31 protein-coding genes are annotated in these 26,850 nt (G+C 61.4%); 16 read left to right on the forward strand and 15 right to left on the reverse strand.

Going from position 1 to position 26,850, the window contains the following annotated elements; genetic code table 11:
• Positions 1 to 193 precede the first annotated feature (193 nt).
• Positions 194 to 991 carry an acyl-CoA thioesterase gene (locus tag BLP99_RS00795; RefSeq protein WP_072389295.1) on the forward strand — a complete coding sequence of 266 codons (798 nt, stop codon included), beginning with the start codon at positions 194 to 196 and terminating at the stop codon, positions 989 to 991.
• A 14-nt stretch (positions 992 to 1,005) separates the two neighbouring features.
• Here the strand turns inward: BLP99_RS00795 and BLP99_RS00800 are convergent, their stop codons facing one another.
• From BLP99_RS00800 to BLP99_RS00810, 3 genes are all read right to left on the reverse strand, one after another.
• The gene (locus BLP99_RS00800; protein ID WP_072389293.1) at positions 1,006 to 1,368 is read right to left on the reverse strand and encodes an Mpo1-like protein; all 363 of its coding nucleotides are present in this window, start codon (positions 1,366 to 1,368) and stop codon (positions 1,006 to 1,008) included.
• Positions 1,369 to 1,607: 239 nt separating this feature from the next.
• Positions 1,608 to 3,089 (reverse strand): methyl-accepting chemotaxis protein, encoded by a 1,482-nt coding sequence (locus BLP99_RS00805; protein ID WP_072389291.1) that lies wholly within the window; start codon positions 3,087 to 3,089, stop codon positions 1,608 to 1,610.
• A 114-nt stretch (positions 3,090 to 3,203) separates the two neighbouring features.
• Positions 3,204 to 4,013 carry a TatD family hydrolase gene (locus BLP99_RS00810; protein WP_072389289.1) on the reverse strand — a complete coding sequence of 270 codons (810 nt, stop codon included), beginning with the start codon at positions 4,011 to 4,013 and terminating at the stop codon, positions 3,204 to 3,206.
• 234 nt (positions 4,014 to 4,247) lie between these two features.
• Between BLP99_RS00810 and BLP99_RS00815 the strand changes: the two genes are divergently transcribed.
• The 3 genes from BLP99_RS00815 (at position 4,248) to BLP99_RS00825 (ending at position 6,764) form a co-directional block, all read left to right on the forward strand.
• A complete protein-coding gene (locus tag BLP99_RS00815) occupies positions 4,248 to 5,669 on the forward strand; it encodes an MltF family protein (protein ID WP_072458099.1) in 1,422 nt (473 codons plus the stop codon).
• 101 nt (positions 5,670 to 5,770) lie between these two features.
• Positions 5,771 to 6,205: a DoxX family protein gene (locus BLP99_RS00820; protein ID WP_072389285.1), complete on the forward strand. Its 435-nt coding sequence runs from the start codon at positions 5,771 to 5,773 to the stop codon at positions 6,203 to 6,205.
• A gap of 250 nt (positions 6,206 to 6,455) precedes the next feature.
• A complete protein-coding gene (locus tag BLP99_RS00825) occupies positions 6,456 to 6,764 on the forward strand; it encodes a hypothetical protein (RefSeq protein ID WP_072389282.1) in 309 nt (102 codons plus the stop codon).
• Here the strand turns inward: BLP99_RS00825 and BLP99_RS00830 are convergent.
• The 4 genes from BLP99_RS00830 to BLP99_RS00845 form a co-directional block, all read right to left on the reverse strand.
• Entirely contained in the window at positions 6,751 to 7,605 is an 855-nt protein-coding gene (locus BLP99_RS00830; RefSeq protein WP_243750410.1) for a PI-PLC domain-containing protein, read from the reverse strand. The genes BLP99_RS00825 and BLP99_RS00830 overlap by 14 nt on opposite strands.
• Positions 7,606 to 7,785: 180 nt before the next feature.
• Positions 7,786 to 8,283, reverse strand: a complete 498-nt coding sequence (greB, locus tag BLP99_RS00835) for a transcription elongation factor GreB (protein ID WP_092179509.1) — start codon at positions 8,281 to 8,283, stop codon at positions 7,786 to 7,788.
• 33 nt (positions 8,284 to 8,316) lie between these two features.
• Positions 8,317 to 10,821 (reverse strand): ABC transporter permease, encoded by a 2,505-nt coding sequence (locus BLP99_RS00840; protein ID WP_092179511.1) that lies wholly within the window; start codon positions 10,819 to 10,821, stop codon positions 8,317 to 8,319.
• Positions 10,821 to 11,504 (reverse strand): ABC transporter ATP-binding protein, encoded by a 684-nt coding sequence (locus BLP99_RS00845; RefSeq protein ID WP_092179513.1) that lies wholly within the window; start codon positions 11,502 to 11,504, stop codon positions 10,821 to 10,823. Before BLP99_RS00845 ends, BLP99_RS00840 begins: the two co-directional genes overlap by 1 nt.
• 10 nt (positions 11,505 to 11,514) lie before the next feature.
• Here BLP99_RS00845 and BLP99_RS00850 point away from each other — a divergent pair, with 10 nt between their 5' ends.
• The 3 genes from BLP99_RS00850 to BLP99_RS00860 all read left to right on the forward strand — a co-directional run bounded on the left by BLP99_RS00850 (position 11,515) and on the right by BLP99_RS00860 (position 13,527).
• Positions 11,515 to 12,120, forward strand: a complete 606-nt coding sequence (locus BLP99_RS00850) for an arylesterase (RefSeq protein WP_072389271.1) — start codon at positions 11,515 to 11,517, stop codon at positions 12,118 to 12,120.
• Positions 12,121 to 12,176: 56 nt separating this feature from the next.
• Positions 12,177 to 12,470: a hypothetical protein gene (locus BLP99_RS00855; RefSeq protein ID WP_003199347.1), complete on the forward strand. Its 294-nt coding sequence runs from the start codon at positions 12,177 to 12,179 to the stop codon at positions 12,468 to 12,470.
• An 85-nt stretch (positions 12,471 to 12,555) separates the two neighbouring features.
• Positions 12,556 to 13,527, forward strand: coding sequence for a L,D-transpeptidase family protein (locus tag BLP99_RS00860; protein ID WP_072389269.1), 972 nt, complete (start codon positions 12,556 to 12,558; stop codon positions 13,525 to 13,527).
• A gap of 125 nt (positions 13,528 to 13,652) precedes the next feature.
• On the opposite strand, the gene oprI is transcribed toward BLP99_RS00860, so the two are convergent.
• Entirely contained in the window at positions 13,653 to 13,904 is a 252-nt protein-coding gene (gene oprI / locus BLP99_RS00865) for an outer membrane lipoprotei OprI (protein WP_011335311.1), read from the reverse strand.
• 329 nt (positions 13,905 to 14,233) lie between these two features.
• Between oprI and BLP99_RS26355 the strand changes: the two genes are divergently transcribed.
• Both BLP99_RS26355 and BLP99_RS00870 read left to right on the forward strand, forming a co-directional pair.
• Entirely contained in the window at positions 14,234 to 14,407 is a 174-nt protein-coding gene (locus BLP99_RS26355; protein WP_156682188.1) for a hypothetical protein, read from the forward strand.
• Positions 14,408 to 14,538: 131 nt separating this feature from the next.
• On the forward strand, positions 14,539 to 14,820 hold the full coding sequence (locus BLP99_RS00870) for a GNAT family N-acetyltransferase (RefSeq protein WP_042728324.1): 282 nt from the start codon (positions 14,539 to 14,541) through the stop codon (positions 14,818 to 14,820).
• A 72-nt stretch (positions 14,821 to 14,892) separates the two neighbouring features.
• Here BLP99_RS00870 and BLP99_RS00875 read toward each other — a convergent pair whose 3' ends face one another.
• Positions 14,893 to 15,969, reverse strand: coding sequence for a 3-deoxy-7-phosphoheptulonate synthase (locus BLP99_RS00875; RefSeq protein ID WP_072389267.1), 1,077 nt, complete (start codon positions 15,967 to 15,969; stop codon positions 14,893 to 14,895).
• Between the two features lie 292 nt (positions 15,970 to 16,261).
• Here BLP99_RS00875 and BLP99_RS00880 point away from each other — a divergent pair, with 292 nt between their 5' ends.
• The 4 genes from BLP99_RS00880 (at position 16,262) to cysB (ending at position 19,822) form a co-directional block, all read left to right on the forward strand.
• The gene (locus tag BLP99_RS00880; RefSeq protein ID WP_092179772.1) at positions 16,262 to 17,215 is read left to right on the forward strand and encodes a putative 2-dehydropantoate 2-reductase; all 954 of its coding nucleotides are present in this window, start codon (positions 16,262 to 16,264) and stop codon (positions 17,213 to 17,215) included.
• Between the two features lie 19 nt (positions 17,216 to 17,234).
• Entirely contained in the window at positions 17,235 to 18,140 is a 906-nt protein-coding gene (locus BLP99_RS00885) for a 5'-nucleotidase (protein ID WP_072430307.1), read from the forward strand.
• A 96-nt stretch (positions 18,141 to 18,236) separates the two neighbouring features.
• On the forward strand, positions 18,237 to 18,737 hold the full coding sequence (locus tag BLP99_RS00890; RefSeq protein WP_014337270.1) for a universal stress protein: 501 nt from the start codon (positions 18,237 to 18,239) through the stop codon (positions 18,735 to 18,737).
• Between the two features lie 110 nt (positions 18,738 to 18,847).
• Positions 18,848 to 19,822 (forward strand): HTH-type transcriptional regulator CysB, encoded by a 975-nt coding sequence (gene cysB, locus BLP99_RS00895; protein ID WP_072389263.1) that lies wholly within the window; start codon positions 18,848 to 18,850, stop codon positions 19,820 to 19,822.
• A gap of 45 nt (positions 19,823 to 19,867) precedes the next feature.
• Here the strand turns inward: cysB and BLP99_RS00900 are convergent, their stop codons facing one another.
• A complete protein-coding gene (locus BLP99_RS00900) occupies positions 19,868 to 20,350 on the reverse strand; it encodes a GreA/GreB family elongation factor (RefSeq protein ID WP_072389261.1) in 483 nt (160 codons plus the stop codon).
• A gap of 2 nt (positions 20,351 to 20,352) precedes the next feature.
• Positions 20,353 to 20,739, reverse strand: coding sequence for a hypothetical protein (locus BLP99_RS00905; protein WP_072430308.1), 387 nt, complete (start codon positions 20,737 to 20,739; stop codon positions 20,353 to 20,355).
• A gap of 119 nt (positions 20,740 to 20,858) precedes the next feature.
• Between BLP99_RS00905 and earP the strand changes: the two genes are divergently transcribed.
• The gene (gene earP / locus BLP99_RS00910) at positions 20,859 to 21,992 is read left to right on the forward strand and encodes an elongation factor P maturation arginine rhamnosyltransferase EarP (protein ID WP_072389257.1); all 1,134 of its coding nucleotides are present in this window, start codon (positions 20,859 to 20,861) and stop codon (positions 21,990 to 21,992) included.
• 48 nt (positions 21,993 to 22,040) lie between these two features.
• The gene (locus tag BLP99_RS00915; RefSeq protein ID WP_053155174.1) at positions 22,041 to 22,610 is read left to right on the forward strand and encodes an elongation factor P; all 570 of its coding nucleotides are present in this window, start codon (positions 22,041 to 22,043) and stop codon (positions 22,608 to 22,610) included.
• 118 nt (positions 22,611 to 22,728) lie between these two features.
• Here the strand turns inward: BLP99_RS00915 and BLP99_RS00920 are convergent, their stop codons facing one another.
• The 3 genes from BLP99_RS00920 to BLP99_RS00930 form a co-directional block, all read right to left on the reverse strand.
• Positions 22,729 to 23,742 (reverse strand): alpha/beta hydrolase, encoded by a 1,014-nt coding sequence (locus BLP99_RS00920; RefSeq protein WP_092179515.1) that lies wholly within the window; start codon positions 23,740 to 23,742, stop codon positions 22,729 to 22,731.
• A 32-nt stretch (positions 23,743 to 23,774) separates the two neighbouring features.
• Positions 23,775 to 24,194: an organic hydroperoxide resistance protein gene (locus tag BLP99_RS00925; RefSeq protein ID WP_072389253.1), complete on the reverse strand. Its 420-nt coding sequence runs from the start codon at positions 24,192 to 24,194 to the stop codon at positions 23,775 to 23,777.
• A gap of 402 nt (positions 24,195 to 24,596) precedes the next feature.
• On the reverse strand, positions 24,597 to 25,058 hold the full coding sequence (locus tag BLP99_RS00930) for a MarR family winged helix-turn-helix transcriptional regulator (protein ID WP_072389251.1): 462 nt from the start codon (positions 25,056 to 25,058) through the stop codon (positions 24,597 to 24,599).
• 129 nt (positions 25,059 to 25,187) lie between these two features.
• Here BLP99_RS00930 and BLP99_RS00935 point away from each other — a divergent pair, with 129 nt between their 5' ends.
• Positions 25,188 to 25,955, forward strand: coding sequence for a sulfite exporter TauE/SafE family protein (locus tag BLP99_RS00935; RefSeq protein WP_371128578.1), 768 nt, complete (start codon positions 25,188 to 25,190; stop codon positions 25,953 to 25,955).
• Here BLP99_RS00935 and BLP99_RS00940 read toward each other — a convergent pair.
• Positions 25,945 to 26,799, reverse strand: coding sequence for a LysR substrate-binding domain-containing protein (locus tag BLP99_RS00940; RefSeq protein ID WP_172834667.1), 855 nt, complete (start codon positions 26,797 to 26,799; stop codon positions 25,945 to 25,947). The genes BLP99_RS00935 and BLP99_RS00940 overlap by 11 nt on opposite strands.
• Positions 26,800 to 26,850 lie beyond the last annotated feature (51 nt).

The following is a 26,850-nucleotide window of genomic DNA, read 5'->3' on the forward strand; positions in this document are numbered from 1 at the left end:
GGGAGCGCTGTCTCCCGTATTCCTCTTGTCACGGATGACGGGTTCGCGGGCACACTCGCTCCCGCGGTCGATCAAGGGTGGATTTGAAAAGCTGCGGCCTATCTGTCCGTTTCTTTGGCCGGAATGAGCGCTGTGCCGCTCGCACGGGCTGGTTAAGATCCGTTCATCGTTCTTCCCCACTTTCGAGGTTGTCATGCGCTTTTCCGATTTGATCGATGCCGTGCGTCGCCAGCCAGATGCAGTGACCATCGCGCCCGAATGGGGCCAGGGGCGCGCCAGTTTTGGTGGGTTGGTGGCGGCGTTGCAGTATGAGGCGATGCGTGCGCGGGTCCCGGCGGATCGTCCGGTGCGTTCGCTGGCGATCACTTTCGTCGGTCCGGTCGAGCCGGACGTACCTGTCAGTTTCGAAGTCGAGGTGTTGCGCGAAGGCAAGGCGGTCAGCCAGGTGGTGGGGCGAGCGGTGCAGAAGGGCCAGGTGGTCACCCTGGTCCAGGGCAGTTTCGGCGCCTCTCGTGCTTCCGTGGTGGCGGTACAGGCCGACCCCGCGCCGTCCTTCACGAATGTGGAGCAGTGCCAGGAGTTGCCCTACGTCAAGGGCGCCACCCCGGAATTCATGCGGCATCTGGCAATGCGCTGGAGCGTCGGCGGCCTGCCGTTCACGGGCAACAAATCCCGGAGCATGGGCGGCTGGGTACGGTTACGGGGGGATGTGAAGGAAGAGCCGCTCAACGAGGCCCACATCCTGGCGTTGGTGGACGCCTGGCCTCCGGCATTGTTGCCCCACCTGACGCAAATGGCTCCGGGCAGCACACTCACCTGGACCATCGAATTCGTCCAGCCGGTGCTGGAACTCACGACGCTGGACTGGTGCCAGTACCTGGCCGAGATCGAGCACGCCCAGGACGGCTACGGTCATGTCGCCGCGAAATTCTGGAGCGCCGATGGGCGCCTCATCGCCATGAGCCGGCAGACAGTGACCATCTTCGGCTGAAGGGAGCTCGCGACTCAGCGCCGGTGGCGGTCCCGCCAGGCGCGCCACCAGCCACCGCTGAACAGGAACCTGGGAAAGGTCAGGAACTGTTCCACCAGCAGCCGCGATACCGCGTCTTTGCGGTCGCTGAACGGTTCGGAGGCCTGTGCCTCCAGACCATGGCCGTGGCGCTGCAAGCCCAGCGCGGCGATCACGCCGATCACACCGATGGCGATATTCGCCAGGTTCAGGCCGAACACCCCCGACACGATCAGCAGGAATGCAACGATGAACAGCGGCACGGCAATCAGGTGCAGCACCAGGTTGGTCGGGTGACGGTGATTGTCAGGGTAGGCACGCCATTGCCAGGCGGCAAGGTTGGGGTGACGTTTGCCCATGATGCTGTTCCTCGATTCGTCTACACATATGGGTGAAGAATAGGCGTCGACCGTTGGACCGGCGAATCGAGGTTGCTTATCGGGGCGATAGAATCAAAAGGCAATGGCGGGATTGACTGTTGGGCTCGCTTGAAAATCAAGAAAGCCCGCCCCAGTGCGTAAAGCCGTCCGCCCTTCGAATTCGCTAAATGAACAGCATGACCCCCAGTGCGGGAGAGGGCTGGTGCTGAATCGCGGGCTCAGAGCTTGAGTTGCCCGATCGCCTTGTTCAGTTCGCCGGCCAGGGTCGCCAGGTCATGGCTGGTGGTGGCCGAGTCCACTGTCTGGCGCACGGTGTTTTCGGTGACGTCGCGAATGCTGACCACCGCCCGGTTCATTTCTTCGGCGACCTGGCTCTGCTGCTCGGCGGCGACGGCGATCTGGGTATTGCTCTCGCGCATCTGTGCCACCGCCCCGGTGATCTGTTCCAACGCCTCGCCTGCCTCGCGGGCCTGTTGTACGCAATCGTCAGCCTTGTAGGAGCTTTCCTGCATGAAATCCACGGCATCCCGGGTGCCTGCCTGCAGGGCCGCTATCATGCCGGTGATCTCGTCCGTCGAGGTTTGCACGCGCTTGGCGAGGTTGCGCACCTCATCGGCCACCACGGCGAAGCCTCGGCCCATTTCCCCGGCTCGCGCTGCCTCGATCGCCGCGTTGAGGGCCAGCAGGTTGGTCTGTTCGGCGATGCTGTGGATGACGCTGACCACGCCGTTGATCTTCTGGCTGTCTTCGGCCAGGCGCTGGATCATTTCGGCGGTCTGCTGCACACCGGAGGAAAGCCCGGTGATCGATTGCTGCACACGGCCAACCACCTCTCGGCCATTGCCCGCCAGAGTATCGGCGGTTTTCGACAGGTCGCGGGTGGCGCCGGCATGTTGAGCGATGTGGTACACCGTGGCGGACATTTCGTTGATCGCCGTCGCCGCCTGATCGGTTTCGCTCTGCTGGCCGAGCATGCCGTGGCGCACATCGTTCATGCTCGATGCCAGGCGTGCCGCTCCACTGTCCAATTGGCGTGCGGTGCTGGCCACGGTATCGACCACGCGTTGATAACCGGCCTGCATGGCATTGAATGCCGCGGCCATCTGGCCCACTTCATCCCGGCAGGCCAGAGGCACACGAGCGGACAGGTCGCCGGTCCGTTCGACGTGCAGCATCACGTCCTTCAGGGTGTTGAGTTGGCTGAGCAGGAAGCGGATCAACAACTGCGACGCCCCCAGCATCGCCAGCATCAGTACGAATACCGCCACCGCGTATTGGCTGAAGCGTTCTCTGAATACCTGGCTCAGGCTTGCGCCAGGGACCAGTACGGCGAGCTGCTGGCCGTCGCTTCGCTGGATCACTTCGGCGCCCAGCAGCGGCCGCTCACCGAACAAGGGACTGGCGTCGAATTCGACCCGGCCTGCGGCCCCCTCCAACGCCGGTAATGGCTGGTCCTCGAAAACGGGCACCTGGCCTCGGGGGAAGCTCAGCAGGTAATCGGTCTTGGGCAGGGCCTGTCCGGCAGGCCAGCGATCGAGCAGCCGGGCCTGGGCCTGGGCATTCGCCAGGGCCGCGTGGTTGCGGGCCTGTTGCTCCAGATGCACCGCGTAAAGGACGAGCAGCAGGGTGGTCACGAAGGCCACCGCATTGACCGCCCAGAATTTGTATTTCAGTGAGATATTGCTAAGCCAGGCACCCATGGAAGGTCTTCTCTGATAGCGGAAACAGTTTTGGCAAGGTGCCATTATTCTGATGCTATTCAGCGCGGCGCATTTTGATATGGGTCAACGGATGCCGTGTGCCGTTGGATAGGGCTAGCCGCAAATCACAGGCAAACCAAAAAAGGCCCTGGCGCACGCGGTACTGTGGACCGCCAGCTCTTCCCGGGATTCGCCTCGGTGCAAGGCGACTTCGCGCAAGACCTCTGTCAGATAGGCCGGTTCGTTGCGACCGTTCTTGGGCTTGGGGCGCAGCGTGCGCGGCAACAGGTACGGCGCATCGCTTTCAAGCATCAGTCGGCCGCGAGGGATGTCGCGCACCAACGGGTGCAGGTGCGTGCCGCGGCGCTCGTCACAGATCCAGCCGGTGATGCCGATGTGCAAGTCCAGGTCGAGGTAGCTGTACAGTGCTTTTTTTTCACCGGTGAAACAATGCACCACGGCGGCGGGCAAGCGGTCGCGGAAGTCCCGGAGAATTTCCAGCAGGCGCTGGTCGGCGTCGCGTTCGTGGAGGAAGACCGGAAGCTGCAGTTCCGTCGCCAGGGCGAGGTGCTCCTCCAGGACCTTCTCCTGTTGTGGGCGAGGGGAGAAGTCCCGATTGAAATCCAGCCCGCATTCGCCTACTGCCCGGGCGCGGCCTTGCTTGAGCAGATCCTTGAGACGCCGGGCGCTGTCGTCGGTCCATTCGCTGGCGCTGTGCGGGTGAATGCCGGCAGTGGAAAACAGCCGCTCGCCGGTTTCATCGAGGCGCTGGCACAGCTCGATCGCCTGTTCGCTGCTGTCGATGCTGGTGCCGGTCAGGATCAGTTGGCAAACCCCGGCTTCATAGGCGCGCTCGAGCACCGCCTGGTGTTTGTCGACGAAACTGGGGTTGGTCAGGTTGACGCCGATATCGATGAGTTGCATGGTGCTACCTCGGCCCAAGGGCCCGAAAGCATACCAGAGCTGTAGATTTATAAGAAAAGCCAAGAACTACAACGAGTTGAGGCTGTCTGTTGAGGCCACGAGACAGGTCGGGTTGGTATAAATGCCAGCGCTGTGCCAGTCTTGCGCACTTTTCAGCGCCCCAGGCGCTCTGTTTCCGTCGGCTCAAGCCTCGATTCTGAGGAAGGCGAGCGTCGGTATCCTTCCGGAGTGTGGATGGTACGTCCTCAGGTGTTGTTACTGCTGTGTTGTTCGCTGCTTTTGCCGATGCCGGCCGAAGCACGGCTGCCCGGGCCAGTACAAGCTGTGGCGCCGGGTACCGTGCGTGATCTGGCGCAGATCCGCAGCAGTCGCGTGCTCAAGGTGCTGGTCAATCAGAGTCGTAACAGTTCCGGTGAAGTCCAGGGGCAATCCATCGGTGTCGAATATCACCGGCTGCGAGCCTTCGAGCAGTACCTCAACGGCCATGCCCGCGATGGCCAGCAAATCACTCTCAAGATCATCCCCACGGCCAAGGATCAGTTGCTCGGCGCCTTGCACCGTGGCGAAGGCGACCTCGTGGCGCCGGGCGAACTGCTCGAACCCCAGGCAGGCCAGGCGGTCAGCGCCAGCGATCCGATCCGGTCCGATGTGCCATTGCTGCTGGTGGGCATCAAGGGCGAGAAACGTTACACCCGCGTAGAGCAGCTCTCCGGCAAGACCCTGGCCCTGCCCAACGGCAGTGCCGCGGGGGACGCGGTGAACCAGATCAACCAGAAACTGGCGCTGCTCAAGTTGCCTGCGGTGAAGATCGAATGGGTCGATCCCAGCCTGGCGGTTGAAGATGTACTGGAGATGGTCCAGGGCGGGATCTTTCACCTGACGATCGTCGAACAACCCATTGCCGAGCGCTGGGGCAAGATCCTGCCCAAGCTGCGTTTCGATCGACAGGTGCCCATTGGCGAGCCGCAGAGCGAGCACTGGTTTGTCCGCCGCGACGCCGCGATGCTGCGTGCGAGCATCAATGGCTTCCTGACCACCTACAAGGTTCCGTCCAACCAGGACGCGGCGTTCCTGCGTATCTATCGTCGTTTGTACCAGGTCCACAATCCCTTGGCCCGGGCCAATCGCCAGCGTCTGGAGACGCTGCGTCCGGTGCTGCAGAAGCACGCCGAGGCCCAGAACATGGACTGGCTGAACCTGGCGGCCCTGGCGTTCAAGGAGTCTGCCCTGCAACCCAGTGCCCGCAGCGGCAGCGGTCCCACGGGACTGATGCAGATCACGCCTTCGGCGGCCCAGCGGGTGGGTGTGGGCAATATCCAGAACCTGGATGCGAATGTGCAGGCCAGCGCCAAATACCTGGCCCTGATCCGTCGCAAGTTTTTCTCCAGCCCCAAACTCAACGAACGTGAACGCATGGCCTTCGTGCTGGCTGCCTACAACATGGGACCGGAACGGGTGCAGGGCATGCGTGCCGAGGCCCGGCGACGGGGCCTGAACCCCAACCAGTGGTTCTTTCAGGTCGAGCGCATTGCCATGGAGCAGGTGGGAATGGGCGCCGTCAGCTACGTTAATAGTGTGAACAAGTACTATCTGGCGTTTGATCGAGAGCGAGAGTCGCTGGAGCCCAGGGAGCAAAAGGTCGCTCTGCGGAAATGATCTAATAATTCGAATGGTATAGCGGATTTTTTCCGCTTTTGTCATGAGTTTAATCGATTAATATGGCGACCACACAACGCACACACCAAGGAATGCACCCTATGAGCACTGTCATCAACAAAGTCCTGTCCACTCGTGCCGGTTATGGTCTGACTGTTCTGCGCATTGCTGTAGGCATCATTTTCGCCGCCCATGGCGCGCAGAAGCTGTTCGGCCTGTTCGGTGGCTACGGTCTGGCGGGGACGGCCCAATGGATGGAAAGCATCGGCCTGACGCCAGGTTACCTGATGGCCACATTGGCGGGCGGTACGGAGTTCTTCGCCGGCCTGGCCCTGGTCATTGGCTTGCTGGCCCGCCCGGCGGCATTGGGCCTGGCGTTCCTGTCGCTGGTGGCGATTTTCTCGGTGCACATCGGCAACGGTCTGTTCATGGCCAACAACGGTTATGAGTTTGCCTTGGCCTTGCTGGCCGGTAGCATCGCGATACTGATCGAAGGTGCGGGCAAGTTGTCGGTCGACGGTGCCGTCGCTCGCTGATCGCTTTCGCGGATTGCAAGAGGCCCGTCTGCTACGGGCCTTTTTTGTGGGCGCTGATTCTTGACACTGGCCGGTCGGCTTCTCTAGGATGCTGCGCATGCGCCGATTTAAACAGCTACTTGCGGGGCGCCAGGTGACTCAGGGAGTTGCCGTCAGAAGCCAGAGACACGGCTTCGAAATACCGCTAAAGCGCTGGTTCGGTGTTGCCTCTCACCTGCCATGCAGACTTTCGAGGCAGAGACACGACACGATGAACGCACCCAACTCCCTGGCCCGTCTGGCGCCTATTACGGCAAGTCTTCTGCAGCGTAATCCGAAAATCCTCCTGGGCGGTACCCACCAGCCTACATTGTTGCGCTATCTCGATGGCTGGCCTCGACGCAGCCACGGCCCCGCGGCATTCCTGATTCAATTCGTCGAAGACGGCGAGTCGCTGGCACGTTTTGCCAACGACAGTTTCGACCTGGCCGTCATCCAGGCGCCCAGTGCGGCGGATGCTCCGGAGATGATCCGGCAATTGACCCGCGTGGCGCGGCAAGGGTTGATCACGCGGCGGTGAGGGAGGCGCTCTTTGCCTTTGCCCGAAGCCGATTGGCATGCATGCAGTTGAAGACGATCTGGCTGCGGGTCGACCAGTCGGTATTGATGATGTGGAAGCGTTGTATATAGCTGTCGCTGTTCCTGGACTCGAACCACAGATCGATCTTGTCGCTGAAATCATCCGGAATATGCAGGGGCAGCACATACTTGGCGCATTGTATCGAGCGTAGGACGAAGTCGGGTTTCTTCCGGGCGGATTGTTCGTCCATGAACGTCTTCAAGGCGCTGGTGGTATTCAGGTTCTTGCCGCTCCATTGGTGTTCCACGCCTTTCCAGTATTTGGCCCTGACGCGGTGGTTGTAGGAGATGACCACCGTGCGCCCCGGCCGATGCGTCCAGATATCTTCCACCGTTGCCTTGCGCCAGTTCCTGGGAATGAGCCGTTGCCCGATTTTCGTATGGATCAACTCATGCAGTTCCCGATGGGTCGCGCGGGTGAAGTTTTTGAACTTGTGAAAATTTAGAATGATGATTTCCTTCGCCCGCGTTGCCTTGTGGTCGAGGTCGTCGTAGAAATTGTTCAATTGATCCAGGACATCGCCGCCCACGGTGCGCCCGGATGAGGTGAGGTGGAACAATTGAAAGCGCCCGTCGCTGCCGGGGGGAGCGTTGCCAGAACACACCACGCGCAGGTCCAGCACGCGAAAGCCCGCCAGGATCTGTTCGATGATCGGCACGTCCTGGGTCTTCTCTTGAGGCAGCGTAAGGTTGGGGGCTTTTTTATCGGCTCCGGAGTCATGCGTGCCGGGCAAGATAAGTTCGTCGATGCGCAGTTTGTATAACTCGGGGGTGTTGTACATCCAGCAATCCAGTCCATGGTGGGTAATCTGCATGATTATTCATCCTTGAATAATTTTTTTGAGCAAAAGGCGTGACGTGACACAGCCTGCGCCAGTCATTCTGCGCAGGACAGCCGCCGTGTCAAAGTTTCAAGTTTGGTGGGATGTTTCCGCGCCCGCGTGCCCTAGGGCAGGCACGGGTCATGGATAGGCGATGTCCACGATGTAGACCAGCTTTTCACCTGTAGGAGTCTGGACCCTGACTTCGGCGTCCAGGGCCCTGCCAATCAACGCCCGCGCCAAGGGCGAATCGATGCTGATCAGGTTCTGTTTCAAATCCAGTTCGTCGGGCCCGACGATGCGATAGCGCGACTCTTTGCCGTCCTCATCTTCGACCGTGACCCAGGCGCCGAAGTAGACCTTGTTCGGGTCGCTGGGTTTTTCCGTTACCACCTTGAGCGCTTCGAGGCGCTTGGTGAGGAAACGCACACGGCTGTCGATTTCCCGCAGCATTTTCTTGCCGTAGGTGTACTCTGCATTTTCCGAGCGATCGCCCTGAGCCGCGGCCTCGCTGACGGCCTGCGTGACCTGAGGGCGACGCACATGCCACAACTCATGGAATTCGGCACGCATCCGCGCTTCGCCCTCGGGAGTGATCAGGGCGGTGCCGGCGGTGCGGGGAGGGCGATAACGACTCATGGCGGCTTCTTTTGACGATGAGACCGAAGTCTATCAACCCTCGCGCAAAACTGTCAGCGGGCTGGCGTTGAGTGCCCGACGGGTACCGAACACCCCGGCGTAACCAATGAGCAATGCTCCCACCAGCGGCAATACCAGCAGCCATGGATGTGGATGCCAGGGCAGGTCGAAGGCGTAGCGGTAGAGCACCAGGCTCACGACTTCCGAACCCAAGGCCGCCAGCAAGCCGCTGACCGCGCCCAGCAGGCCGAACTCGATGCGCCGTGCCTTGACCAGCAGCGGTCGTCCGGCGCCCAGGGCGCGCAACAATGCGCCTTGGCGGATGCGTTCATCGAGCGTGGCCTGCAGGCCGGAGAACAGCACGGCCATGCCCGCCGCGAGTACGAACAGCAGCACGTATTCCACGGCCAGGGTCACCTGGGCCAGGATGCTGCGCAATTGTTCGAGCAAGGCTTCGACCTGCAGGATCGTGACCGCCGGGAACGCCCGGGACAGCTCGACGATCTGCTGATCGTGACCGGCGGCCAGATAGAAACTGGTGAGGTAGGTGGCCGGCAGGTCCTTCAAGGTGCCGGGCTGGAAGATCATGAAGAAGTTCGGCTGGAAGTTGTCCCAGTTGATTTCCCGCAGGCTGGTGACCTTCGCTTCGCGGTTGACGCCGCCCACACTGAACAGCAATCGATCGCCGAGCTTGATCTTGAGGTTCTCGGCTACCTTGCCCTCCACCGAGACCCCCGGCATGTCATCCGGCGGTTGCTGTGGCCACCAGGTCCCGGCCGTGACGACGTTGCCCGCCGGCAGGTCCGCGGCCCAGGTCAGGCTCAGGTCACGTTGCAGCGCGCGGTCCCCTGCCGAATCCTTGGTGACGAACTCCTTGGCCGGCTCGCCGTTGATGCTGATCAGCCGTCCCGGTACGACAGGGTAGAGGGGAGCCGATTGTGCCGACAACTGCAGCAGCTTGTCGGTGAAGGCCTGCTTGTCATTGGGCAGGATGTTCAGGGCGAAGTAGTTCGGGGCATTTTTCGGCAGTTGGTTCTGCCAGGTGTCCAGCAACTCGCCGCGCAAGAGCGCAATCAAGGCCATGGACAGCAGGATCAGGCCGAACGCCAATGACTGCCCGGCTGCCGCCAACGGATGACGCAGTAACTGGCCGAGCCCCAGTCGCCACGGCAACGAGGCACGCGCCAGCATCCGGCGCAGGCTTTGAAGCAGCAGCAACAGCAGGCCGCCCAGTACCAGGGCGGCGACGACGCCGCCACCGAGCAGGGCGAAGGTCAGCACCAGGTCCAGGCTCAGGCGCCACATGATCAAGCCCAAGGCACCCAGCGCGGCACCGTAGACCACCCAGGTGCTGGAGGGAATCGGCAACATGTCCCGGCGCAACACCCGCAACGGCGGCACTCGCCCCAGCGCCGCCAGTGGCGGCAGGGCGAATCCGACCAGGGCCACCAGCCCGGTGCCGGTGCCGGCAATCGCGGGCAGCAGACCGCCCGGCGGCACGGTGGCAGGCAGCAGGTCGTGCAGCAGGGCGAAGAGTCCCAATTGCGCGAGCCAGCCGAGCAGGGCGCCACTGATGCTGGCCAGCAGGCCCAGTACCGCCAGTTGAAGGCTGAACAGCAACATGGTTTCCCGGCGTGACAGGCCGAGGCAGCGCAACAGGGCACTGGCATCGAAGCGGCGGGTGGCAAAACGATTGGCGCAGAGCGCGACGGCGACGCCGGACAACAGCACCGCCACCAGGCTGGCCATGTTCAGGTAGCGCTCGGCCTTGCCGAGTGCGCCACCGATCTGCCGGTTGCCGTCGCGGGCGTCCTGCAGGCGCTGGTTGGCTTCGAGGCCGGGATTGACCAGGTCGCGGTAAGTCTGCAAGGCCGGTGCCGGGCCTCGCCACAGTTCGCGATAACTGACACGGCTGCCGGGCTGGACCACGCCAGTGGCTTCCAGGTCCTCCAGGTTGATCATGACCCGGGGGGTGAGGCTGTAGAAATTGCCGGCGCGATCCGGTTCGTAGGTCAGTACCCGGCTCAGGCGCAGGGTCTTGTTGCCGACATCGATGCTGTCGCCGATTTTCAGGTCCAGTGCCGTCAACAGGCGTGCTTCGACCCAGGCCTCGCCCGGTTTCGGTCGCCCGCCGGCTTCTTCCGGGGCGAACGGAGTCGGTGCGCTTTTCAACTGCCCGCGCAAGGGATACAGCTCGTCGACTGCCTTGACGCTGGACAGCTGGATGCCGTTGTCCGTGGCGACCACGCTGGAGAACTCCACCACCTGGGCATGTTCCAGGCCCAGGTCGGTGCCGCTGCGGATCTGTTCGGGGCGGGCGGGCGAGCTGCCTTCGAGCAGCAGGTCGGCACCGAGAAATTCAGTGGCGCGCATCATCATCGCGCCGTTGAGGCGGGCACCGAAATAACCGATGGCGGTGCTCGCCGCCACCGCCACCAGCAGGGCGAAGAACAGCACGCGCAACTCGCCGGCGCGGGCGTCGCGTAGCAGTTGGCGAACGGCGAGACTGAACAGGCGCAACAGCGGCAGGCGTGCCATCAAGGCTCCAGGGGGGCGACCATCTGGCCGGCTTCAAGTCGGATCAGGCGCCGGCAGCGATGGGCCAGGCGTTCATCGTGGGTGACCAGCACCAGGGTGGTGCCGCTTTCCTTGTTCAATTCGAACAGAAGATCACTGATGCGCTCCCCGGTGTGACTGTCGAGGTTACCGGTGGGTTCGTCGGCAAACAGTACGTCGGGTTCGGCGGCGAAGGCACGGGCAATCGCCACACGTTGCTGCTCGCCGCCGGAAAGCTGGCGGGGCGAGTGCGTCAGGCGTTGCCCGAGGCCGACCCGCTGCAGCAATTCCGTGGCCCGCTCCCGGGCGTCCTTGTGACCGTCAAGCTCCAGCGGCAGCATGACGTTTTCCAGGGCGTTGAGGCTGTCGAGCAACTGGAACGACTGGAAGACGAAACCGACATGCTCGGCGCGAATCCGGGCCCGCTGGTCCTCGTCCAGCGCACTGAGGGCCTGGCCGGCCAGTGTCACTTCACCGCTGCTGGGCAGGTCGAGGCCGGCCAAGAGGCCCAGGAGCGTGGATTTTCCGGAACCGGAGGCGCCGACGATGGCCAGGCTGTCGCCCTTGTTCAGTTCCAGGCTGAGTTCGTGCAGGATGGTCAGTACACCTTCCGCGCTGGGAACCACTTTGCTAAGGTCCTTCGCGGTGAGAATGCTTGAGCCCATGGAGAATCCGATGCGTGTGTGGTTTTTGAGTGCCGGCCTGGCCTTGATGTGCATGGTCCAGAACGCAGCGGCGGGTACAGTCCTGATCGTTGGCGATAGTATCAGCGCGGCTTTCGGCCTGGATACCCGGCAAGGCTGGGTGTCATTGCTCGAACAGCGGCTCAAGGCCGAGGGTTTTGACGATAAAGTGGTCAATGCTTCCATCAGTGGCGACACCAGCGCGGGCGGCCAGGCGCGGCTGCCGGCGCTGCTTGCAGCCCATAAACCGGACCTCGTGATCCTCGAGCTGGGGGGCAATGACGGCCTGCGTGGACAACCGCCAACACAATTGCAACAAAACCTTGCAGCGATGATCGACAGCGCCCGTGACAGCGGTGCCAAGGTGTTGCTGCTCGGCATGCAACTGCCGCCCAATTACGGGCGACGCTACACCGATGCCTTCGCCAGGGTCTACAGCACCCTGGCCGATGAGAAAAAAGTACCGCTGGTGCCGTTTTTCCTCCAGGGCGTCGGTGGGGTACCGGGGATGATGCAGGACGACGGATTGCACCCGTCCGTCGCGGCCCAGGGCAAGTTGCTGGAAAATGTCTGGCCGACCCTGAAACCGTTGCTTTGACGCTTTTCTACAGGCGGTCTTTCGGCTAATGTGGCGCCCCCGATTTGGAGCCCCCGATGCCGCGTCCCGCCTGGTCCCTGTTTGCCTACCAACTGATCGAGCCTGACGAACAGCTGGACCTGTTCGCCTGCCAGGAAGTGCGGGTACACCTGGTGACCCGGCAGCTGGAGCTCGGCGGCTCGGCCGACCGGACGCTCTGCGGCAGCCTGCTGCCGGCCCAGCCTCGCTGGTCGAGCGTGGATCGCAAGATCTTCCAGGACCATCGCCTGTGTTCGTTATGCCGGGCGATCCTGGAGTCCCAGAAGCGCGGCACCTCGCCGATCTGGCCGGAACTGCGGTTCGAGTTGTGATCATCCTGCCCTCCCCGAAATAACGGGGGACGGTGTACAATCGCGATCTTCATACCCTCTGTTCGATCTGCGAAGGATTCCCCGGATGTTGCCGCGCTTGCCTGCCGTCGCCCGCTGCCTGTCTCTTGCCGCCCTGTGTATGGCCGGGCCCGTTGCTGCCCTGGAATTGCCCCTGCCACCACCCGGCGAAGACATTGTCGGCCAGGTGCAAGTGATCAAGGCCAAGTACGAGGACACTTTCGCCGACCTGGGCACGACCTATGACCTGGGCTATACCGAAATGGTCGCCGCCAACCCGGGTGTCGATCCCTGGCTGCCGGGCGCCGGCACCGAGATCGTGCTGCCGACCCGTTTCATCCTGCCGCCGGGCCCGCGCGAAGGCATCGTGATCAACCTCGCCGAGTATCGCCTCTACTACTACCCCAAGGGCCGGAACGTGGTTTACACCTTCCCGTTGGGGATCGGTCGTGAAGGCTGGGGGTCGCCCATCGCCCGGACCAGCATCATCGCCAAGACGCCGAACCCGACCTGGACGCCGCCGGCTTCGATCAGGGCCGAACATGCCGCCGATGGCGACATCCTGCCGAGCGTGGTACCGGCCGGTCCCGACAACCCGCTGGGGCCGTTCAAGTTCACCCTGGGTACCCCGGGGTACCTCATCCATGGTTCGAACAAGAAGTTCGGCATCGGCATGCGCACCAGCCACGGCTGTTTCCGCATGTTCAACAACAACGTCCTGGAAATGGCCAGCATGGTGCCGGTGGGAACGCCGGTGCGTATCATCAACGACCCTTACAAGCTGGGCCTGAGTGGTGGCAAGGTTTACCTGGAAGCCCATACCCCGGTGGACGACAAGGGCAACCCGTCGGTGGTGGACAAGCACACCGCGGTGATCAATGCGATGCTCAAGCGTGAGGACATCACCAGCAACCTGCGCATGAACTGGGATATGGTGCGTGATGTGGTGGCCGCCGAAGATGGCCTGCCGGTGGAGGTCGCCGTGCCGAACGCGTCGGCGCCCATGGTCTCGAGTGCACCGATCGACATGCAACAGTAAGAACGCTCTTCAGGACCCGCCGACGTTTCGCGACGTCGGCGGGTTTTTTATCGCCTGGAAAAACACCCGGGCATAAAAAAGCCGACCCAAGAATGGGTCGGCTCGATAACAATCCCGAAGGACTATTACTTGCGGCTGGCTTTTTCCAGCATGCGCAGAGCGCGCTCGTTGGCTTCGTCAGCAGTCTGTTGTGCTTTTTGAGCAGCAGCCAGAGCTTCATCAGCTTTACGGTAAGCTTCGTCTGCACGAGCTTGGGCGCGAGCTGCTGCGTCTTCGGTAGCAGTCAGACGTGCTTCGGTTTCTTTCGATGCGCTGCTGCAACCGGTAGCCAGAACTGCGGCCAGGGCCAGAGCAGAGAATTTCAGAACGTTGTTCATCGTGTTCCCCTTCAAGGACTTTCTATTAGTGACTGTCTCCCCAGACTGAGGAGTTAGCCGGCGTACATACTACCCATTACTTGTAGTAAGTAAACTGACGTAGCGCAAGAAGCAAAAAAATTGTAGGCGGTGATTCTTTTTCGAGCAACTTTTCTTGCGGTTGTTTAAAAAATACACAGCGCCAAGCCCTTGAATGGAGTGTGCAAGGGTAGAAAAGTTCCGCTTGCGAGAGGAACTCCGGGGCGACCGCTAAAGTCGCTGCTTATTGATTCGCCTACACTTTTGTTCATTTTTTGTGCAGGCCCCAGGCATCTTTATTGGTATTGCCGGTGACTTTAACTACGGGCGTTCGTCTCAAGACTCAACAACTGGCGATGTTCAGCTATTGCACCTTCGCTGACTTCAGCGTGACGCTGGCGTTCAAATCCCTCGACCTGGCGGGTTTTCCCTTCAATGACAGGCGTGCCTTGAGCATTTGCGTCATTGGTGCCTACTATTCATGACGTGCTCGGGTTTGAGCGGTTGGCTTTTTTAGCGCTCGGTGACCGGACAGGCACGGGGTGGCGTAGATGTTCCTTCGCCGGAAAAACATCGGTAAGGTAGGGGTCAGCATTCAGACCCGCGAGGAGTAGTGATGAGCGAGGCGTTGTCCATCCACCATGACCAGGCTGGTCATCAGTTCGAGACCACTGTGGACGGTCATCGTGCCTATCTGACTTACATGGATCTGGGCAAGCAGACCCTGGATATCTATCGCACGTTCGTGCCCAATGCCTTGCGCGGTCGGGGCATTGCGGCGGCGCTGACTGAAAAGGCGCTGCAATACGCGGAAGAGATGGGCTACACGGTGATCCCGTCCTGTTCCTATGTGGAACGCTACATGGAGCGTCACCAGCGACACGCGGCGAAGCTCTGACACCAACGATTTCCAATGAAAAACGCCGGGTCCAAAGCCCGGCGTTTTTCATGCGCTAGAAGAAAGTAGCGATCAAGCGCGCTGACGCTTGGGCAGCACATCCTTGAGCTTGGCGTGCATGCTGCGCAGGGTTTTTTCCGTGGTACCCCAGTCGATGCAGGCATCGGTGATGGAGACGCCGTACTGCAAGTCGGCGAGGTCCTTGGGAATCGCCTGGCAGCCCCAGTTGAGGTGGCTTTCGACCATCAGGCCGATGATCGACTGGTTGCCTTCCAGGATCTGGTTGGCCACGTTCTCCATGACCAGGGGTTGCAGCGCCGGGTCCTTGTTGGAGTTGGCATGGCTGCAGTCGACCATGATGTTCGGCTTGATCTTCGCCTTGTTCAGCGCTTGCTCGCACAGCGCGACGCTGACCGAATCGTAGTTCGGCTTGCCGTTGCCACCGCGCAGTACCACATGACCGTAGGCGTTGCCCTTGGTGGTGACGATGGACACGCCGCCTTCCTGGTTGATACCCAGGAACCGGTGAGGATTGGAGACCGACTGCAATGCGTTGATCGCCACGGTCAGGCCGCCGTCGGTGCCGTTCTTGAAGCCCACGGCCGAGGACAGGCCCGAGGCCATTTCGCGGTGTGTCTGGGATTCGGTGGTTCGCGCGCCGATGGCCGACCAACTGATCAGGTCCTGCAGATATTGCGGGGAGATCGGGTCCAGGGCCTCGGTGGCGGTGGGCAGGCCCATTTCCGCCAGGTCCAGCAGCAACTGACGACCGATGTGCAGGCCATCCTGGATCTTGAACGAGTCGTCCAGATAAGGATCGTTGATCAGGCCTTTCCAGCCGACGGTGGTCCGGGGTTTCTCGAAATACACCCGCATGACCAGGTACAGCGTATCGGAGACTTCCGCTGCCAGGACCTTCAGGCGCTCGGCATATTCGTGGGCGGCCTTGATGTCATGGATCGAGCAGGGCCCGATGACGACGAACAGGCGATGGTCGGTGCCGTCGAGGATATTGCGGATGACTTCCCGCCCCTTGGTCACGGTGCGCAGGGCAGCGTCGCTCAGGGGAATATCGCGCTTGAGCTGGTCAGGCGTGATGAGGGTCTCGTTGGAGGCGACGTTAAGGTCATTGATCGGTAAATCAGCCATCGTGTTACTCGTCAGGTCACGGGTGCCGGCCGCCAGCGATCCCCGCGCGGCGGTGCACAGCGGATTTAAGCGCGTCGGGGAGCCGAACCTTATCGCGTTACGAGGCTGCTCGACAATGGGCAAGGGCCGGTTTAATGGTGCTGGGAGCGCTTGATCCGACCTGAAGGCGTGGCATTGGCGAAAAGCGCCTGCGCCAGGGCGAGGATCGGCCCGATGGACGCAAGGCTCCTCGCCACGGGGAAGGGCACCTGTGTAATGATGTGCTCGGCCTTCAAGCAGAGGAGTGACGATGATGCAGGCAGGCTTCAAACCGCGGATCGGGGTGATCGGCACCGGGGCGATCGGTGGGTTCTACGGCGTGATGCTGGCGCGTGCCGGCCATGATGTGCACTTCCTGCTGCGCAGTGAATTCGGCGCGGTCGCTGAACACGGCTTGCGGATCGATAGCGCGGTCCAAGGACCACTGACACTCAACCCGGTCCAGGCATATCGATCCGCAGCCGACATGCCGCCCTGCGACTGGCTGCTGGTCGGCGCCAAGACCACCAGCAATGCCGACTTGGCCCCGGCCATCGTCCAGGCGGCGGCCGATGGCGCGAAGGTCCTGCTGCTGCAGAACGGTCTCGATGTCGAAGACGAACTCCGGCCCCTGTTGCCCGAATCGTTGCATCTGCTGGGCGGCCTGTGCCTGATCTGTGTGAACCGTGTCGGCCCGGGCGTCATCGCGCATCAGGCCCTTGGCTCGGTGAATATCGGTTATCACAGCGGTTCATGCGCTGACCAGGCCGGGCGCATGGCGGTCGTCGAGGAGGCCGCGACGCTGTTTCGTGCCGCCGGCGTCGACTCCCAGGCGATGCCTGACCTGCGACAGGCCCGCTGGCAGAAGCTGGTGTGGAACGTGCCGTACAACGGCCTGTCCGTCCTGCTGGGGGCCAGCACCACCCCGTTGATGGCTGACGACCGCAGCCGCGAGCTGATCCGGGCGTTGATGGAGGAGGTGGTGCGTGGTGCCCAGGCCTGCGGTCATCACGTCGCGCCAGGCTACGCCGAGTATCTGTTTACGATGACCGACAAGATGCCCGATTACTGGCCAAGCATGTATCACGACTTTTCCCACAAGCGTGCGCTGGAACTGGATGCGATCTACTGCCGGCCATTGGCGGCGGCGAAAGCGGCAGGTTGTGAATTACCGAAAATCGAAGCCTTGTACCAGGCGCTGGCGTTCATCGACGGACGCAACCGCTGATCGGGCGGAAGGGGGAGGCATGGCAAACAACATCGATGACAGGCTGGTGCTGGCGATCTCTTCACGGGCGCTGTTCGACCTGAGGGAAAGCCACAAGGTGTATCTGTCGAGTGGCGTCGAAGCCTATCGGCAGTACCAGATCGAGCACGAAGACGAGGTCCTCGAACCTGGCGATGCGTTCGCCCTCGTGCAAAAGCTGCTCAGCCTCAACGAGCATCTGGGGCGTGCCCGGGTCGAGGTAATCCTGGTGTCGCGCAACAGTGCCGACACGGGGCTTCGGGTGTTCAACTCGATCCATCATTACGGCCTGGCGATCTCGCGCGCGGCCTTCGTCGGTGGTCGCAGCCCGTACCCTTACCTCAAGGCGTTCGGCTGCGATCTGTTCCTCTCCACCCATGCCGAAGACGTACGCAGCGCCCTGGACGCCGGATTCGCCGCGGCGACCATCCTGTCGGGCGGTGCCAGCCGTGCCGCCAGCGAAGAGTTGCGCATTGCCTTCGATGGCGATGCGGTGCTGTTTTCCGATGAGTCGGAGCGCATCTACCAGAGCGGCGGGCTGGAGGCTTTCCAGGCCAGCGAGCGACAGGCCGCCCGCGAGCCGCTGCGAGGCGGGCCGTTCAAAGGGTTCCTGGCGGCGCTCAATGCGCTGCAGCGCGAGTTTCCCGAGGACGCCTGCCCGATTCGCACTGCCTTGGTCACCGCCCGTTCGGCTCCCGCCCATGAGCGGGTCATCCGCACCTTGCGCGAATGGGACATCCGTCTGGACGAGTCACTGTTTCTCGGCGGCCTGACCAAGTCGGCATTCCTCGAAGCCTTTGCCGCCGACGTGTTTTTCGACGACCAGACCGGCCACTGCGAACTGGCTCGCGAAGTGGTCGCCACAGGTCACGTACCCCACGGCATCAGTAACGAAGTCAAGCCCTGACGAGCCGTCGTCCGGGACGTCAAGCCACACGTCGTAGTCCCCGAGGCACTGCTAAGCTGAATCAATCTCCGCCATTCTGGCACGCGAGGAGGTCACATGATTCGTTCGATGCTGTATGCCACAGACCTGGGGCTGTATGCCCCCTATGTGATGCAGCATGCCTTGGCGTTGGCACGGACGTTTGAAGCCGAGTTGTATGTGGTGCATGCGGTAGAGCCGATGGGGCTGTTCGCCGAATCGGTGTTGCAAAGCTATCTCGACGAGCAGGCGCTGAACGAATTTCATCGACAGGGTCTGAATACCGTGATGGCCAATATCGAACAGCGGGTGCTCGACAGTTTTCGCGAAGAATTGGGGGAGGGGCAGCAGGACTTGAAGCTGATCAAATCGGTCAGGGTGTATCAGGGCGATCCTTCCCAGGTCATTCTCGAACAGGCAGCGAAACTCTCTGTCGATTTGCTGATCGTAGGCAGTCATTGCCAAGGGGCAAGTGGTGAGACGCCCTTGGGCAGGACCGCTGCGCGGGTATTGCAGTTATCCCGGGTGCCGGTGTACCTGGTGCCGCTGGTGCAGCGTCGGCGTCAGGGAGAAGCTTGAGGCTAAATGATGGCTTTTCATAAAAAGTTCTAGATTTATTGTCGTGACCATTCATATAGTTATATACCGTCGCTGATGCCCGTGGCGTCCAACTGCTTTGAGGGATACATATGAAGCTTCAACAACTGCGCTACATCTGGGAAGTGGCGCACCACGACCTCAACGTTTCCGCTACCGCACAAAGCCTCTATACGTCGCAACCCGGCATCAGCAAGCAGATCCGACTGTTGGAAGACGAGCTGGGAGTGGAAGTCTTCGCCCGCAGTGGCAAGCACCTGACCCGCGTGACCCCGGCCGGTGAGCGCATCATCACCACGGCCGGCGAGATCCTGCGCAAGGTCGAGAGCATCAAGCAGATCGCCCAGGAGTTCTCCAACGAGAAAAAAGGCACCCTGTCGATCGCCACCACTCACACCCAGGCCCGCTACGCGCTGCCGCCGGTGATCAGCAATTTCATCAAGCAATACCCGGACGTGGCCCTGCACATGCACCAGGGGTCGCCCATGCAGATCGCCGAGATGGCCGCCGACGGCACGGTGGATTTCGCCATCGCCACCGAGGCCCTGGAGTTGTTCGGCGACCTGGTGATGATGCCGTGCTATCGCTGGAACCGTTGTGTGGCCGTGCCCCAGGGCCATCCGTTGACCAAGCTGCCAAAGCTGACGCTCGAAGCGCTGGCCGAATACCCCATCGTGACGTATGTGTTCGGGTTCACCGGCCGGTCGAAACTCGACGAAGCCTTCAGCCACCGTGGGCTGACCCCGAAAGTGGTGTTCACCGCCGCCGATGCCGACGTGATCAAGACTTATGTACGTCTCGGCCTGGGCGTGGGTATCGTGGCGAAAATGGCCGTCGACACCAAGCTCGACAGCGACCTGGTCGTGCTGGACGCCAGTGAGCTGTTCGAATCGAGCGTGACCAAGATCGGATTCCGCCGCGGCACTTTCCTGCGGGGATTCATGTGCGATTTCATCGAGAAATTCGCGCCACACCTGACCCGGGAAGTCATGGCCAAGGCCATCCAGTGCCATAACAAGCAGGAACTCGAGGAACTGTTCGACGGCGTCGAACTACCGGTACATTGATACCAGAGAGCGTACGAAAAGGTGTCGTGTACCTTTTCGTACGCCCTAGATCACCTCGGTGACAGCGAACTGTTGCCGGGTACCCGCCACCACGATCTCCACCTCATCGCCTTCGAACTTGCCCAGCAGGCCTCGGCCCAGGGGGGAGCGAGGGGTGATGACCGTGATCGGCTGGCCCACCAGCGACACCTTCAGTCCCGCTGCATCCGGCCCGAGAAACAGCCACTGCTCGCGACCTTCCTCATCTTCCAGGCCGATCAGTGTACCTACCTGGATCCCGCGTTGTTCGTCGTATGGCCTGAGCGCCAGGTTCTGGCAGAGCGCCAGGGCCTGGCGGATTTCCTCGACGCGTCGGGCTTGTCCGGCGGCGAGGTAGGACGCTTCGAGGCCCAGGGTGTCGTACTTGTTCTCGGCGATGTTCTCTTCATGGGTCGCGGCTTCGTAGGCGGTTTGCGCGGCGCGTTCGGCGATCTCGAGATCGACCTTGAGCTTGTCGAGAATCAGTCGGTGGACGGTCTGTTTATCCATGATCAATTGCAGAACTGTAGAACGTTGGCACGGCTTTTTTCGCTGGGGGCGTTCTGGTCCTGCTGCAGCCAGAACTGGCATTTGGGATTGGACAGGTTACGCGGATCGCTGCGGGCCTGATCCAGGGCCTGGCGCTGCTCGTTCCTTTGCAGGTTCTGCTGATACTGCTCGAACATGGGCGTGGGCGGCTCGGGAGGCGGCTGCACGGCTGGCGGTTGCGCCAGTTGATGCACGGCGCCGACCACCGGGGCCAGTTGTTCGTCGAAGATGAATTTCGACAGCAACCAGCTGGTCAGGACGATGGCGAGAAACCCAAGCCATAATCCCAGGGCAATGCTGAGGGTCAATTGCAGGGCGCCGAGGCGCTGGGCGGGCGGATGATCAGGCATGGCTGCTTCCTGGCAGGGCTCGTAGGGCGGTGATTGTCGCATGAAGATTAATCGCCGTCGGCCCTTCTGCATCATCGGTTTATTCGGGACAATCGCACCTTTGTCACAGGGAGTCGGGAATGACCGGGCGTTGGGATATCTTTTGCACCGTTGTCGATAATTTTGGCGACATCGGCGTCACCTGGCGCCTGGCCCGGCAACTGGTGGCCGAGCATCGGTGTGCCGTCCGGCTATGGGTCGACGACTTGCGTGCTTTCGAGCGGTTGTGCCCAGGCATCGATACCACCCTCGCGCAGCAGTGGCAGCAAGGGGTTGAGGTGCGTCACTGGGCCCAGGACTGGCCCGCCACCGAAGCGGCCGATGTGGTAATCGCCGCGTTCGCCTGCCAGTTGCCCAGTGCCTATATGGATGCGATGGCCGAGCGCCAGAAGACGCCGTTATGGATGAATCTCGACTACCTGAGCGCCGAGGACTGGGTCATCGGATGCCACGGGCTACCGTCGGTCAAGTACCGCCACGTGCAGAAATATTTCTTCTTCCCTGGTTTCCGTGAAGGGACGGGAGGCTTGCTGCGTGAAGCGGGTCTGTTGGAGCGGCGCCGGCAATTCCAGCAGGATGCCGAGGCGCAGCGCATGTTCCTCCAGGGCCTGGGGGTCGAGCGGGCGCCGGATGCGCGCCTGATCTCCCTGTTCGCCTATGAAAACGCCGGGCTGGCGAGTTGGTTCGATGCCATGGCGCACGACGCCCGGGCGTCCCACGTGCTGGTGCCGGAAGGGCGGATACTGGGGGACGTCGAACGTTGGTTCGCGGTAGGCCCGTTGGAGGTCGGCGCGGTGCATCGGCGTGGCGCCCTGACGGTGCAGGTGCTGCCATTCGTCCGGCAGGATCAATACGATCTGCTGCTGTGGTGCTGCGATTTCAACGCCGTGCGCGGCGAGGATTCTTTCGTGCGTGCCCAGTGGGCCGGCCGGCCACTGCTCTGGCACATCTATCAGCAGGAAGAGGACGTACACCTGGACAAACTCGAGGCTTTCCTCACGCTCTACACCCAAGGACTTGCAGAGCCGGCGCAAAAAGCGATGAGCGGTCTCTGGCGGGCGTGGAATGCCGGCCAGGACATGGCCGAACACTGGAAAACCGTCTGCGAGCGGCAGCAGGAACTGGCCGAACATGCCCAGGCGTGGTGCCTGGAACAGGCTTCGCGACCCGATCTTGCCACGGCGCTGGTGAAGTTTTATGGAAATTGGCTATGATACGCGGCCTAGATTTTTGTAAATCCCATCCAAATTCGGATATTCGCAATGAAAACTGGTAAAGAACTCAAACCCGGTACCGTGATTCGTATCGACAACGATCCTTGGTTGGTTCAGAAAGCTGAATTCACCAAGTCGGGTCGTAACAGCGCGATCATGAAGACCAAGCTGAAGAACCTGTTGACCGGCTACAAGACCGAAACCGTCTACGGCGCCGACGACAAGCTGGACGACGTGATCCTCGACCGCAAGGAAGCCACCCTGTCCTTCATCAGCGGTGACTCCTACACGTTCATGGACACCACTGACTACACCATGTACGAGCTGAACGCCGAAGACATCGAAAGCGTCCTGCCATTCGTTGAAGAAGGCATGACCGACGTCTGCGAAGCCGTATTCTTCGAAGGCCGTCTGGTTTCCGTGGAACTGCCGACCACCATCGTGCGTCAGGTTGACTACACCGAAGGTTCCGCTCGCGGCGACACTTCCGGCAAGGTCATGAAGCCTGCCAAACTGAAGAACGGTACCGAGCTGTCGGTTGCTGACTTCATCGAAATCGGCGACATGATCGAGATCGATACCCGCGATGGCGGTTCCTACAAGGGCCGCGCCAAGTAAGCGACGCCTTGTGCATGAAAAAGCCCGACCATTGAGTCGGGCTTTTTCATTTCAACATACAGCAATTCCTGGTGGCGAAGGGAGCAGGCTCCCTCGCCATCAGGGCTGCGCAGCCCATTCACTTAAGGTGTTGCTTGAGCTCCTCGGACACCTGCAACATCGCCGAACGCACTGCCGGCACCTGGCTCACGACGTTGAGCAGGCCATAGTCGTGGATCATGCCGTTGTAGCGCACTGCGGTGACCGGCACACCGGCGGCGTCCAGTTTGCGAGCATAGGCTTCGCCTTCGTCGCGCAATACATCGGCCTCGGCGGTCTGCACCAGTGCTGGCGGCAGCCCCTTGAGTTGCGCGGTGGTCGCCCGCAGCGGCGAAGCATAGATCTCGCTGCGCTGTCCGGCATCGGTGGTGTAGTTGTCCCAGAACCACTTCATCATGTTCTTGCTGAGGAAGTGTCCCTCGGCGAATTGGTTGTAGGACGCAGTTTCGAAGCTGGCGTCGGTCACCGGCCATAACAGCGCCTGGAACCGGATCGCCGGGGTACCCTTGTCCTTGGCCATCAATGCCACGACGGCTGCCATGTTGCCGCCAACGCTGTTACCCACCACTGCCAGGCGCTTGCCGTCGACATTGATCTGCTTGCCATGCTCGGCCACCCATTTCGTGGCGGCGTAGGCCTGGTTGATCGCCACCGGGTAATGCGCTTCGGGGGACGGCGTGTAGTTGACGAACACTGCCGCGGCTCCCGATCCCGCCACCAGGTCACGAACCAGTCGTTCGTGGGTCGGGAAATCCCCCAACACCCAGCCGCCGCCATGGAAGAACATGAACACGGGCAATTCCCCCTTGACCCCGGCCGGACGAACGATGGTCAGGCTGATCGACTGGCCATCCACCTGGATGGTTTTCTCGCTGACATCGGCCTTGGGCAGGGTCAGTTTAACCCCCGCCTGGGCGCCAACCAGTACAGCACGGGCATCCTTGGGGGAAAGCTGTTCCAGCGGCTTGCCAGTGCCGGCGTTCAGTGCATCGAGGAACGCCTGGGTGTTGTGCTCGACAATGCCGTTGGCGAAGGCGCTGCTGACGCTGAGTGCGAGAAGGGTGCCGGTCAGGGCTTTGCTGAATGTGTTCATGTTCGTCTCCTTGAGGTCAGTAGGGTCGGTGATCAGATGGTTACGTGCAGGCGGACATCGACGTTGCCGCGAGTTGCGTTGGAGTAGGGGCAGACCTGGTGAGCCGCGTCCACCAGGCTTTGCGCTTCGTCCTGATCCAGGCCTGGCAGGCTGATGTGCAGGTCGATGTCGAGGCCGAAACCACCGGGGATCTGGCCGATGCCGACATGGGCGGTAATCGAGGCATCATCCGGGATCTTGCGCTTGCTCTGGCTGGCGACGAATTTCAGGGCGCCGATGAAGCAGGCCGAGTAACCGGCAGCGAACAGTTGTTCCGGGTTGGTTGCCGCGCCACCAGCGCCGCCGAGTTCCTTGGGCGTGGCGAGCTTGACGTCGAGGATGTTGTCGCTGGAGATCGCACGACCATCACGGCCGCCGGTGGAAGTTGCGATTGCGGTGTAGAGAGTTTTCATGATGGGAGCCTCGTTTCTGGTTGATGTTTGCACTAAATGTTTGTGCGCTAAGTAGGTGTGAAGAGAATTTATAGCGCAAATATATTGCGCGCAAGCTAAATTTTCGAGGCGGATGGATTTTTTTAGGTCGGAAGGCCTTGAGCCCTTGATATAGAGCGTTTCAAGCGGTTAAAAAAATTTGATACGCCGGCTTCGAGTAGGCCTTTGTGAACAGACCTGGCCTACATAAGGAAGTCGGGTAAGGATGAAATGGGGGGCGCAGGCAGGAATATGCGGGGTGCGAAGGCTGAGGGCGGGGGAGCGTGTGTGGGGCCGCGCTTGCTCACGATGGCGCGGTGGCAGTCCCTGGCGGTATGACGACATACCGCCATCGCGGGATCGCCAGGCTTTGAGGAGGTGGAATCAGAGGCTGTCTTGCAGATGGCTGCGCAGTGCCTGCAGGTCCTGTTGCAGTTTTTTCAACTGCTCCAGGGTCTGGCCGCTGGCGGCGAGGATGCATTGGGGAATATCGAGGGCTTTTTTCTGCAAGGCGCGGCCTTTCTCGGTGAGTTCCACAACCACCACGCGTTCGTCTTCTCGGCTGCGGGTGCGGCTCAGCAGGCCTTCGGCCTCAAGGCGCTTGAGCAGCGGGGTCAACGAGCCCGGGTCGGTAAGCAGGCGACTGCTGATCTCCCCTACGGTCAAACCGTCGGTTTCCCACAGCACCATCATCGCCAGGTATTGGGGGTATGTCAGGCCCAGGGCTTGCAGCAGTGGCTTGTAGACCTTGGTCATCATCAGCGACGTAGAGTGCAGGGCAAAGCAAACCTGGTTGTCGAGCAACAGGGCTTCGCAAGGGTCGGGGGTGGCGTGCTGAGTACTCATGGCAAAACCTTCAATCAATGATTGGGATAAATCTAGCGGGCAAATCTTTCGTGCGCCAGACAATTCTGACGTGTTGCACCGATGTCACGTTTCGCCGAAGGCGTCGACTGCGTAGGATATGCGCCCTTGATGAGGGGAGAATCGTCTGTGATCGAGAGTTTTCTGTATCTGGTGGTCGGGGCTGCGTTGGGCACCCTGGGGGGATTGTTCGGGATTGGCGGCGGATTGATCGCGATTCCGGTTCTGGGGGTCTGGTTCGGTCTGGACCAGCAGATCGCCCAGGGGACGGCGCTGGTGATGGTGGTTCCCAATGTGATGCTGGCCCTGTGGCGTTACCACCAGCGTAATCGCATCGAGCTGCGCCATGTCCTGCCGTTGGCGACCATGGGGTTCTGCTTTGCCTGGCTTGGCTCGATCTGGGCCGTCGGCATCGATGCCCAGAGCATGCGCATCGGTTTCGTGGCGTTCTTGATCGTATTGGCGGCCTATAACCTGATCCGTATGTTCGCCACCAGCGCGCCGGCCTCGGCACAGATGCGCTATGGCTGGCCGTGGCTCGGCGTGCTGGGGGCGGTGTCCGGGGCCATGGGAGGTCTGTTCGGTGTCGGCGGGGCTGTTGTCGCGACGCCTATCCTGACCAGCCTGTTTGGCACCACCCAGGTGGTGGCCCAGGGGTTGTCGCTGTCGCTGGCCTTGCCCAGCACCGGCGTGACCCTGGCTACCTATGCGTTCCACCACCAGGTGGACTGGAGCATCGGCGTGCCCTTGGCCGCCGGCGGCTTGCTGAGCATCAGCTGGGGCGTGAAAGTCGCCCATGCCATGCCGGAGCGCCTGTTGCGCGCCTTGTTCTGCGGCTTCCTGGTGGTTTGCGCGGTCCTGCTCGCCTTTAAAGCTTGAAGCCTTCGACGATGTGCTCGGCCAGGCATTCGGTGATCGGCGACGGATTGTGCAGGTTGCGGATCAGCATGATGCTGGCCTCGGGCAGTTCCGGCAGGTTCTCGGCCTCGCCCAGTACCCGCATGTCCGGCGTGAGCAGGCTTTCCAGTTGCGCGGTGATCGCCAGGCCCGCGCCCACCACGGCCATGAGCGCCGACAGGCTGGAACTGTTGTAGGCCACGCGATACTCGCGGCCCATGGCATCCAGCGCATTACAGGCCCACTGTCGGCAGAAACAGTCACTGTTGAACATCGCCAGGGGCAGTGGTGTTTTTTCATGGGCGTTGAAGCACGCCGCTTCGGCCCAGACGAAGCGTTCCTTGCGCAATAGCTGGCCGATTTCATCCCCGGGTTTACGGGTGACGATGGACAGGTCCAGGTCCTGGCGCAGCAACAGCTGCTTGGACGATTCGCAATGCACTTCGATTTCGATCAGCGGATAGAACTGGGCGAAGCGCTGCAGGATACCCGGCAGGAATCGCATCACGTAATCGTCCGGTGTGCCGATGCGCACGGTACCGACCATGTGCGGTTCGCGCAGGGTATTGAACACCTCGCTGTGCAGCTTGAGGATCCTGCGGGCGTACCCCAATAGCACCTGGCCTTCGGCGGTGAGCTTGACCTGGCGCCCGTCACGCTCGAACAGGCGCCGCTGCAGCACATCTTCTTCCAGGCGCTTCATCTGCATGCTGACGGCGGACTGGGTGCGGTTGACCAGTTCACCGGCGCGGGTGAATCCCCCCTGGTCGGCGATGGCGACGAAGGTACGCAGCACTTCCGTATCGATGCTCGGGTAACTCGACAATGGATCAATCTCCGAGATGTATTGCATAAGAAACATTCGTTGGATTGATCT

It is taken from the genome of Pseudomonas sp. NFACC32-1 (assembly GCF_900101215.1).
Taxonomy (GTDB): domain Bacteria; phylum Pseudomonadota; class Gammaproteobacteria; order Pseudomonadales; family Pseudomonadaceae; genus Aquipseudomonas.